Source organism: Candidatus Limnocylindrales bacterium (genome assembly GCA_035571835.1).
Classification (GTDB): Bacteria; Desulfobacterota; Binatia; order UBA1149; family CAITLU01; genus DATNBU01.
Genome location: DATNBU010000023.1, coordinates 1 through 11,192 on the forward strand (window position 1 = coordinate 1; position 11,192 = coordinate 11,192).

Annotated in this window: 7 protein-coding genes; 6 read left to right on the forward strand and 1 reads right to left on the reverse strand. The window is 65.6% G+C overall.

The genetic code is table 11. From position 1 onward, the window contains the following. The 3 genes from VN634_09535 to VN634_09545 all read left to right on the forward strand — a co-directional run. Nucleotides 1–1,082 (forward strand): hypothetical protein (locus VN634_09535; GenBank protein ID HXC51112.1); only part of this gene is annotated, 1,082 nt, incomplete at its 5' end. A gap of 53 nt (nucleotides 1,083–1,135) precedes the next feature. Next, complete coding sequence (locus VN634_09540; GenBank protein HXC51113.1) at nucleotides 1,136–2,665, forward strand: tetratricopeptide repeat protein; 1,530 nt, start codon at nucleotides 1,136–1,138, stop codon at nucleotides 2,663–2,665. Nucleotides 2,666–2,678: 13 nt separating this feature from the next. Further along, nucleotides 2,679–3,545: a FecR family protein gene (locus VN634_09545; GenBank protein HXC51114.1), complete on the forward strand. Its 867-nt coding sequence runs from the start codon at nucleotides 2,679–2,681 to the stop codon at nucleotides 3,543–3,545. 59 nt (nucleotides 3,546–3,604) lie between these two features. Here VN634_09545 and VN634_09550 read toward each other — a convergent pair whose 3' ends face one another. Continuing rightward, nucleotides 3,605–5,872, reverse strand: coding sequence for an adenylate/guanylate cyclase domain-containing protein (locus VN634_09550; protein ID HXC51115.1), 2,268 nt, complete (start codon nucleotides 5,870–5,872; stop codon nucleotides 3,605–3,607). A gap of 283 nt (nucleotides 5,873–6,155) precedes the next feature. Between VN634_09550 and VN634_09555 the strand changes: the two genes are divergently transcribed. The 3 genes from VN634_09555 to VN634_09565 form a co-directional block, all read left to right on the forward strand. Next, nucleotides 6,156–7,481: a hypothetical protein gene (locus VN634_09555; GenBank protein HXC51116.1), complete on the forward strand. Its 1,326-nt coding sequence runs from the start codon at nucleotides 6,156–6,158 to the stop codon at nucleotides 7,479–7,481. Nucleotides 7,482–7,695: 214 nt separating this feature from the next. After that, on the forward strand, nucleotides 7,696–9,036 hold the full coding sequence (locus tag VN634_09560; protein ID HXC51117.1) for a hypothetical protein: 1,341 nt from the start codon (nucleotides 7,696–7,698) through the stop codon (nucleotides 9,034–9,036). Nucleotides 9,037–9,230: 194 nt separating this feature from the next. Further along, the coding region (locus tag VN634_09565) for a hypothetical protein (protein HXC51118.1) at nucleotides 9,231–11,192 on the forward strand (1,962 nt) is incomplete at its 3' end.

An 11,192-nucleotide genomic window follows, 5' to 3' on the forward strand; every position in this document is an offset into this window, starting at 1 on the left:
GCCAGGCCTTCATCGACCGGCACATCCTTCTCGCCAACGTGACTCCCGGTGACTCGACGCTCGAGGTCAACGGTTACCCGACCGATTTCGCACCGTCCGACGGTGTGGGCGCGACCTGCGCGACGAGCGACGGTGAAGGCGTCGCGTGCGAAGACGAGGAAACCCTGCCGAGCTTCGGCAGCGACGAAGTTCCGATCGACGTGGTCGCCGGCGTCCGCAACGTGGTCGACGTCGATGTCCACTCGCTCCCCTTCCTGCTCGACCTCGATCCTGCCGACGGCGAAACCGCCGAAAGCAACCGGCCGCGCATCCGCTTCGCGGTGGTGGACGCCAACTTCGGCATCGACGAGGACATCGACGTCCACGTCGACAGCGGTGAAGTCAGCACCGATGCCGAGATCGTCAACCTCGATCCGTGCGCCGACGACGACTCTGAGCTTCCGGATTGCAGCGCCGGCGGTGCACTCGACGTCTCGGGATTCCTCGTGACGGCGCGTCCTCCGGTCGTGCTGCCGGCAGGGACCGCCGATCTTACGATCCAGGCGAGCAACACCGCCGAGCCGCAGCGCTCGATGGAATCCAATACGACGTTCATCGTGCCCGGTGCGACGACGACGACCACGACCGTCTCTTCGACCACGTCGTCGACGACCATCACGTCGACGACCGAGCTAATCACGACCACGACACTCGACAACGGCGAGGAGACCTTCTGCCTGACGTTCCGTGTAACGAATACGGCCGACTACGTCGGCGTAGCCTACACGGTCTCGTACGGCGCGACGGGCGGTGAATTCGTCGGAAGCGGCGAGGACGTGGACTGCGAGCTGCTGCTCGACAGCAACCCGGAGAGCACGCTGGCGTCGTTCAACGACGACGACACCGATTCGTCCAACCTGTTCACCGCGATCATCAGCGGGGAGCCGTTCAGCGGACCGGTCGATCTCGCGCGCTGCGTGTTCCAGCAGGCTCCGCCTCTGGTGCTGTCGAACTTCACGATCCAGGTCACCGAGGCGACCGCTCCGGACCTGTCGCCGGCGAGCGCGACCGTCATCGTGGAGGAAACCCAATGTCCGCAATGATGCGAGCCGATATGGAAATGCGGACTCCGCAAGTTTCAAAGATGCCTTCGAGGATGCCGGGCCGGAGCGCGCTGGTCGTGGCTTTCGTTGCAGGCCTTGCGTTTGCCGTCTCGCTTGCCGCGCCGGCGCATGCGTCCGAGCGCGGCAAGGCCGAGCGGCTCTACACCAAAGGCCTGGCCGAGCTTCACGCCGGACGTACCGACACCGCCATTGCGCTGTTCCAGCAGGCGGTCGCCGACGATCCGAACGACATCCGTGCGCTCTACTATCGCGGCCTCGGCTACGGCCACGCCGGCCGCTATGACGAAGCGGTCGTCGATCTCCGGCGCGTGGTTGCCGCCGCCGATCCCGGAATCGAGCGCGATCATCTCGAGCTTGGCTACGCGCTCTATCGCGCCGGAAAGCTCGATGAAGCCGTGGCCGAGCTCCAGATCGCGGCGAAGAAACCCGGCAAGAGCGCGGCCGAAGCCGAGCTCGAGCTCGGAATCGTCGAGAGCCGGCGCGGCCATTACGAAGCAGCTCGCACGGCGCTTACGAGCGCCGCCACGAGGAATCCGGAGAAAGCCGTTGCGGCGCGCTACTACCAGGGCCTTGCGGCACTGCGCGCCGGCAACACCGACCAGGCGACCGAAGATTTCACATGGGTGCGCGACAACGGCGGCGATAGCGAGTTCGCGCGCCAGGCGTCCAACTTCCTGGCCAACCTGGCCGGCGGGCCGACGGGCAAGCGTTATCTGCTGCACGCGGGCCTCGCGTTCGAGTACGACAGCAACGTCGCGCTCGCGCCCGACGACAACAAGGTCGCCAAGAACGTCTACGACATCAGCGACGAGTCCGACGGCCGCGCGGTGATCACCGCCGGCGGCCGCTACGCCGTCATCTCGAGGCCGAACTTCCAGCTCGCGCTCGGGTACGACTTCCTGCAGAGCCTTCACTTCGATCTCGAGCGCTTCGACGTCCAGTCGCACAAGCTTGGCGGCGAAGGCCAGTGGGTACACGGTCCGCTGTCGATCGGGGCCGCGGCCGGCTATGAGCACGCGATGCTCGACGAGCACAACCTGCTCGACGGCGGCACGGTGCTGCCGTGGGTCCGCTACGCGGAAGGCACGTTCGGCAAGACGGAAGCGTACTACCGGATGCGTGCGCGCGACTTCAACGAGGAGCCGTACGACCCGATCCGCGATTCGATCAACCATGCGGCAGGGCTCCGTCAGTACTTCGCGCTCGGCGCCCTCGATCGCAACGTGATCGTCGGCTACCGCTTCGATACCGATGTGGCCGACAAGAACAGCGGCAAAGAGTTCAACTACGACGGCAACCAGGTCGAAGCCGGAATCGACTGGGCATTCAATAACTGGCTGGTCGCGGGCGCGCTCTACGCGTACAAGTTCGAGAACTACACGGCGTCGGCGGCCGACGGTCGCGAAGACAACGAGCACACGGTCGTCACGCGCGTCGAGGCGAGGGTCTTCCCGCGCACGTATCTGATCGGGTCGTACGTATTCCGCCGCAACGACTCGAACCAGACGTCCTTCGATTACACCCGTCACATCACGTCACTCGGAGTCGAGGTGAGGTACTGAGATGCTGAGAGCGATGCTGACAACCGTTACGGCCTTTCTTTTCCTTCTTGCGGCAACCGCGGCCGACGCCGAGACCGGCGATGCCGGCAGCGTGGTGAGCCTCGAAGGCACCGTCGACATCGGACGCGCCGGCACGTTCTCGCCCGCCGAAGTGGGCAGCGCGATTCGCCAGGGCGACACGATCCGCACCGGCACGCCGGGGCGCGCACGGCTGCTGTTCGTCGACGATTCGGTCATCAACATCGGCGACGGCTCGACGCTCGTCATCGACGAGACCGTCTTCAACGCAGGCACCGGCGCCGCGAGCACGCTGATGCATCTTCTCGGCGGCAAGGTGCGTGCGCTCGTCAGCGACTACTACTCGGGCGGCCAGGGCAGCTACCAGATCGAAACCAAGACCGCCGTCTCCGGCGTTCGCGGCACCGAGTTCATCATGGCGTACGACTCGCGCACGCAGCTGAGCGAAGTGCTCGGCCTCGGCGGAACCGTCGCGGTCAACAGCACGCTCGACCGCAAGGGCCACGGCGTGCTCATCCACAGCATGGAGATCACCGAGGTCGCGAAGGGACGATTCCCGACGCCGCCGCGACGCATCAACGAAGACGACGAACGCTACCGGCAGCTCTCCGCGGGGCTCGACATGCCGGGCAGCGGCGTGCCGGAGACCCTCCTGCTCGGCGAGCCCGCGCTCGGCAACCAGGAGCTTCCGCCGCCCGATACCAGCGAAGGCCAGGGTGCGATTGCCCAGACCGGCGGAACGACCGGGCTCGAGCCGATTGCCGACCTTCCGCCGGAAGAGCCGGCAAAGACCGGCGGAGACCTTCTCAATCAGCCGCAGCCGGTGCTCGACGCGGCAACCGAGATCGACGTCCACTTCTGACGCCTGAAAATCGGGGACAGACACCGATTTTCGAAAATCGGTGTCTGTCCCCGATTCTCCTATTTCGTTTCCATGACGGTCACGCCGCCCCAGTTCTCGGGCGGCGGCGACGCGGCGAAGATCCGGCACCTCGAAATATAGAGACGGCTCGGGCCGTCTTCGGGATACTTTTCAAGAACGGTCGCGAACGCGCTCTCGGCCTCCGGGAACCGGCGTGCGCGAAACAGGGCGAGCGCCGCGTCGAAGCGCGCAATCAGGTCGTTCCAGCGTGAAGCGTCGGCCGCGCGGCCGAGCAGCTCGTAAATCCGCACCGGCAGCGCCTTGCCCTTGACCGCGACCACGTCGAGCTCGCGTGCAACGAACGCGTCGCCTGCTGCGGCGCGCGTGGCTTCGCTTACGAGAAGGCTCACGCCGTAGGTTTTGGTCAGGCCTTCGAGGCGCGAGCCGAGGTTCACGTTGTCGCCGATGACCGTGTAGCTCAGGTGCGCAGACGAGCCCATGTTGCCCGAAACCATGTCGCCGGTGTGCAGCCCGATGCCGGCATCGATGCGCGGCCATCCCTGCGCCTGCCACTCGCCGCATCGTTCGAGAAGCCGTTCGCGCATCCGCAGCGCCGCATCGCACGCACGCGCCGCATGGTCGGCGCACGCAACCGGCGCACCCCACACCGCCATGATCGCGTCGCCGATGTACTTGTCGAGCGTGCCGTCGTGCTCGAAGACGATGCCGGTCATCTCTCCAAGATAGACGTTCAGGATCTCGACCAGCGTCTCGGGCTCGAGCCCTTCGGAAATCGACGTGAAGCCCCGGATGTCGGAGAACAGCACGGTCAGGCACTGGCGCGTGCCGCCGAGCTTCAGCATGTCCGGATTCTCGCTGACGATGTTCGCGAGGTGGGGGCTGAGATACCGGCTGAACGCCTCGCGCGTGCGCCGCTTCTCGAGATCGACCGTCACGAAGTGGTGCACGCCGATGGTCACATAGACGAGCGCGATCGCCAGCAGCGGATAGAGGAGCCCGAGCGGAATGCCGGTTGCGAGGAACAGCCACTGGCTGAGCCCGAGATAGGCAAGGACGAGCGCCGCGGCCACGAGCGCCGCCGCCACGCCGCGTGCCCGGCGCAGCGTGGCCCCGAGAACGACAGCACTGATCAGAATGGCCGTGACCTCGCCGAGCAGCAGCATCCACCACGGTTGCTCGAGGAAATCGCGGCGGAGGATGTTGTCGATCGCGCTCGCGTGAATTTCAACTCCCGGATAGCTCGGATCGAACGCGGTCGCACGAACGTCGGCCACCGCCGTCGCCGTCACGCCGACGAGCACGATCTTGCCGCGCAGCGCGTCGGGGTTTACGCGACCGGCAAGAAGATCGGACGCGACGATGTGCACGAACGTCTTCTGCGGACCGCGATAGTTCACGAGCAGCTGACCATCCTCGCGAACGGGGATGGCCTCGCTGCCGAACCTCAGCTCCACGACGTCGCGATCTGCGATCTTGAGGAGTAGCGTACGATCGGGATACGCCACCGACAGCGTCGCGAGTGACAGCGGTACGGCCAGGCGGTTGCCGTAACGAAGCACCATCGGAACGCGCCGCCAATAGCCGTCGTTCGGATCCGGGATCATGTTGAAGTAGCCGGTTTTCTTCGCTCCCGCGGCGACGGGCGGAATGTTGGTCGTCACGGCGCTGGCCGGAGGCACGTGCCGGGCCCCTTCGTGATCCTTCTGCTGGACGATGGTGTATTCGGTGAACGGGGCATCCGGCTCCTCGGGCGGCTCCTGCGGCTCGACCCCGGGAATCTCGAAGAAATAGCCGAGCACGACGCGCCCCGATTTCGCCACCGACTCGGCGAGTCGCCGGTCTTCCGGATTGCCCTCGCTAAGTGCATTTGTGACTTTCGCGAGTGCATCGGCATCGACGCGATTCTTGAGCGAGCTGAGGTCGGGCGGCGTCGTAGCCTCGGATTGCACGATGTCGAACCCGATGGCGAGAGGCCCGGCCGCATCGATGCGGTCGAGTAATTCGGCGAGCGTGCCGCGCGACCATGGCCACCGGCCCACCTGGGCGATGCTCTGGTCGTCCACGGCGACGATGACGACGTCGGGCGATGCCGGCTCCGGCCCGCGCGCGAGCAGTCGAAGGTCGACGGACCGCGCGTCGAGGATCCTCAGCGGCTTGAAGTCGACGCAGCGCGCAATCGCGAGCAGCGCGCCGACGATCAGCGCGATCCGCATCGGCGTCAGTCGCGACGCGCGGTGCGAGGCGGTGTCGCCCCGCAGCAGGCGAATGCGAATGCGCGTGAACCGGAATCGCTGCCGTCGTGCCATATCGCGACAGTGTACCGGAGCCGGTACGCTTCCCCCACTCGACTTCCGGGTCGTCGGCGAGTCCCGGCGAGGTCCCGCTCGCGATCCTGCTCCAGTTCCTGTTCGCGCTCGCGCTCGGGTTCGAGTTCGTCTTCGAGCTGTGGGCGCGTTCCCGGGCTGGTTCCTGCGTCGCCCGGGCGTTTGACGGGCGTCGTCGGTACGGGGCATCTTGCGCCCGATTGCAGCACGGCGGCGCCGTTCCCATGGCGCCCGGGAGCCGCAGTCAACGGGGGATACGGACGAGATGCGGAAAAGCCCGGCCTGGACAGCCGTACTGGCGTTCGCGTGCGTGGTGGTGGCGAGCGAGCGTGCGTCGGCGCAGACGATCGTTGCTCCGTTCGACGACGATTATACGGCCGTCCCGCTCGGTTCGGTTCCCGGCGTACCCACCAACTATGGCGGTCTTACCTTTCTCCCCGACGATCCGGACACATTGCTGATCGGCGGCAGCGCCAACACCGCCGCCGGCAATCTCTATTCGATCTCGGTGGTGCGCGATGCCGACCATCACGTCACCGGATTCAGCGGTACGGCGACCGTCTACGCCGCTGCTGCGTACAACGACGGCGGCGTCACGTTCGGCCCGTCGAGCGTGCTCTTTACCGCGAGATGGCCCGTCAATGAGCTCGGTGAGCTCAAGCCCGGAAGCGACGTCACCGACAAGGTCATTCCGCTTACGCCGCTTGGCGTCGCATCGTCGCTGTCGGCTCTGCAGTTCGTGCCTGCGGGGTTTCCGGGTGCCGGCCACCTGAAGCTCGTCACCTACAGCTCCGGAGACTGGTACGACACCAAGGCCGTGGCAGACGGCAACGGAACATACGACCTCGACGTCCCTGTCTCGCATCGCCTGCAGATACCGGGAGGTCCCGAGGGGTTCGTCTATGTGCCGCCCGCATCTCCGCAGTTCGTCGACTTCACCAGCATCCTCGTCGCCGAATACGGAGCGGGAAAGATCGCGACGTACAAGATCGACAGGGACGGCGATCCGATCCTTGCGACACGCACCGAATTCCTTACCGGGCTGAGTGGCGCCGAGGGAGCCGTCGTCGATCCGCTGACCGGCGATTTCCTGTTCTCGACGTTCGGCGGCTTCAACCAGGTGGTTGCGGTGCGCGGCTTCGGCACACCCGGCACGTGCAACGGTTCGGATGCGAACTGCGCCGCGTTCGCCGACGCATGTCACGATTCGGTCTGTGACACCGAGACCGATACCTGCCGCACGACGACGCGCGATGACGGCAGCGCGTGCCATGACGCGTCAGCATGCTCGACCGGCGGGCACTGCCAGGACGGCCAGTGCATCGACGAAGCGCTGTGCGCGACGAGTCCCGGCTGCCAGGACACGTGCGACGAAGTGTCGGGCCAGTGCCGCACGTGCGGCCACCCGTACCGGAACGATCTGTGCGTCTCGAACGCCGTCTTCGTGCTGCAGGGCGCGCTCGAGTTGCGCGCCTGCGAGCTGTGCACGTGCGACGTCGACATCAGCGGCGCGGTCGCAGCCACCGACGCACTTCTGATTCTTCGCCGCTGTGCCGGCCTTGCGGTCGATCTCGAATGCAACCAGCCGTGATCGCCGGCTCTGTCCAGCCGATGCTTTTTCGCGCAACCGCCATAGTCCCGCGTTCATTCGCGAACGCACCCACGACGCCGGGGGAAATCGTTTCTCCGCGTCGTGCCGTTGTGATCGACGACCAAAAAGATGATTTGACGCCGGGCCGCTTCCGCAGGCATCGTTCCCCGAACAACCCCGCTCTCCACCAAAAAACACACAGGACTGGATGCGAATGAGATTTACTGCCCGTTTCGCCACCGTTGCGTGGGCGATTTTCGTTTTCACGAGCGGCGCGATCGCCAAGCCGGTCACTCTGGGCCGAACGGAAACTTCGACCGATTATGTCTCCTCAGGGGTCGGCGGGCTCGGAAGCGGTCCGGGGACGATCACGATCACCGGAGTCGAAGGCCCGGTTCGAAAAGCGTTCCTCTACTGGCAGGGAATCGACAACGGCGGCACGGGCGCCGTCTACGACAACCCGACCATCGATTTCAACGGGACGTCGATCACCGGGGTCAGCCTCGGCGATGCCGAAACCAACTGCTGGGGCCCGGGCAGCAGCCGCGCATTCTTTGCGGACGTGACCAACCTCGTCGCGGGCAACGGCGATTACACGATCTCGGGACTGAACGGCGGGACCAATCACTTCGGCAACGGCGCATCGCTGATCGTCCTCTTCAACGACAACATCGACGCGAACGACCGCGACCTGGTGTTTTTCGAGGGCAATGATTCGGACTTCATCCAGTTCGCATTCCCCGGCGAAACCGCCGGCTGGCATGCCACACTGCCCGGTATCGACTACACGGGCGGCAGCGTTTTCGCGCAGATCCATGCAAGCGACGGACAGTCGTTCGGCGACGGGCCGATCACGTTCACCGGCGCGTCAGCCGTCACGTTCCAGGACACGGCGACGCTCTGGGACGGGCATTCGCTTCCGAACGCCGGCTCCGGCCGCGCGGGCGCCGACGGACTGTGGGACATTCACACGTTCGACATCACGGCGGCGTTCGGAGCGCCCGGGATCCAGACGATCAACTTCGACGGAATGGAGCCGACCGCCGACTGCCACAGCCTGGTCGTCATGATGCTCGATCTCGGAGCCGGCTCGGCGCCGTGCGGCAACGGCATTCTCGACAGCGGCGAGGAATGCGACCCAGCCGGCGGCGCCTCGACCGATTGCGAAGGAGCCACGACGTGCCTGAACGACTGCACCTGCGGCTGCACCAATGACTTCCAGTGCAACGACGGAGCCACTTGCACCAACGATTCGTGCAACGTCGAGACCGGCGAATGCGTGCACGAGTCGACCTGTCCGACCGGTCCGGGATGTGCGGACACCTGTGACGACCGGTCGGGTGAGTGCCGACTTTGCGGGCATCCGTTTCGAAACGACCGCTGCGTTGTCAATGCCGTGGTCGTCCTGCAAGGTGCCCTCGGGCTGCGGCCGTGCGAGCTGTGCCTTTGTGACGTGAACGGCAGTCAGACGGTCACCGCGAGCGACGCCCTCAGGATCCTTCGAAGCTGCGCGGGCCTGTCGGTCAATTTCCGGTGTACCGGGCCCGGAGATTAGGCATACTCGCAGGACTGCCGGGGCGGGGGGACGCTGCCACGGTGCGATCGAACGCTGCAGCGGGGGACCCGACGCAGCAGCGTGACGATCGAAGGCTGCCGCGAGGGGCGGTCGAATGACTACGACGGGCGGTCGACCGACAGCCCGGCGGACGGTCAAAACGACAGCCTGGGGCGGCCCAAAAAGGAGAGCCGGTGAAAACTGCGTCAGTCTCGCGCTTCATTGCAATCCCGCTTTCGATCTTCCTGATCACATCCCTGCCGCCCGTCGTCGCCGCCCAGTTTTCGTCGACTTCGACGACAGTCGCCGTCTGCGGCGACGGCTTTACCAACGGCTCCGAGCAGTGCGATGACGGCAACCTGGAGGACGGCGACTGCTGCAGCTCCACCTGCCAGATCGACCCCATCGACACGCCGTGCACGGACGACGGCAACGAGTGCACGACAGACGCCTGCATATGCCCGGGCGTCGAGTGCTTCACCGTATTTTGTGGCCACACTCCTCGGCCGGGAAATCCCCCCTGCGACGACGGCAACGGCTGCACGCTGAACGAAACCTGCAATTCGGACGGCAACTGCTCATCCAACAACGTGATCCCGGACGGCAATACCTGTCAGCAGGATGATCTCTGCGGCGGAACGGGCATCTGCGGCAACGGGTTCTGCCAGGGCGATCCAGCGGACTGCAGCAATTTCTTCGAAGGCGAAGGCCCGTGTGAAGAAGGGGTCTGCAATCCTCAGACACAGCAGTGCGAGCTCGTTCCGGACGCAGACGGAACGCAGTGCAGCGTAGGGGAGGGCTTCTGCTCCGGCTATGGAGAGTGCGACACGGGCGAATGTCTCCCGGCGACCAGGGACTGCTCGGCGTTCGACGCTCCGTGCTTCGTCGGCATGTGCAGCGACCAGATCGGCTGCTTCGGGGACCAGCAGCCGCAAGGCACACCTTGCACCGCCGACGCGTGCACGACGCCGGGAAACTGCTCGGACTGTGCTGACTGCGTGGGCGGCCAGCCCCAGAACTGCTCGAGCTTCGCCGATCAGTGCAACGACGCCGCCTGCGATGTGGAGACCGGATGCTTTGCTCACCCGAAGAGCAATGGAACAACGTGCAACGACGGCAATATCTGCACGCTGTCCGACCAGTGCATCGACGGCGTCTGCAGCGGCACGCCGAAGGATTGCTCGAGTCTGACCGATGCGTGCCACACCGGCACATGCGACGCCGAGACCGGCGAGTGCGTTGCCATCACCCACGCCGACGGCAGCCGATGCAACGATCACGACAAATGTACGGTCGATGACTCGTGCCAGGCCGGCGTCTGCAGCGGCAGTGCGAAAGACTGCTCCGAGCTGAACGACGCGTGCAATACCGGCACATGCAATCCCCAGAACGGCCAGTGCGACGCCGTGAGCAACACCGGCCCGTGCAACGACGGGCTGTTCTGCAACGGCGCCGACACGTGCGCCGGCGGCAGCTGCAGCGTGCACGCGGGCGATCCCTGCACCGGCGGCGGAATCTGCGGAAGCACGTGCAACGAATCGGCCGACAACTGCTTCGCGAGCGCGAACACCGTCTGCCGCGCATCGGCCGGTATCTGTGACATGGCCGAAAACTGCACCGGCAGCTCCGCGACGTGTCCTTCCAACACGTTTGCCTCGGGAAACACCTGCCGCTCGGCATCGGGAATCTGCGATGTGGCCGAGACCTGCAACGGCCTGTCCGCGTCGTGCCCTGCCGACGGATTCGCCTCGACGTCGGTCCGGTGCCGCGCCTCCAGCGGCGAATGCGACGTCGCCGAATTCTGCAGCGGCGCAGCCACGTGTCCGGCCGACTCGTTCGCAAGCGGATCGACGCCATGTACGAGCGACGGCAATGCGTGCACCAACGACCTCTGCAACGGCAGCGGAACCTGCGCACACCCGAACAACACCGCTCCCTGCAACGATGGAACGTTCTGCAACGGTGCCGACACGTGTTCCGGCGGCACCTGCAGCGTGCACGCGGGCAACCCGTGCACCGGCGGCGGAATCTGCGGAAGCTCCTGCAACGAAACCGCCGACAACTGCTTCGCGAGCGCGAACACCGTCTGCCGCGCATCGGCCGGTATCTGTGACATGGCCGAAAACTGCACCGGCAGCTCCGCGACCTGTCCTTCC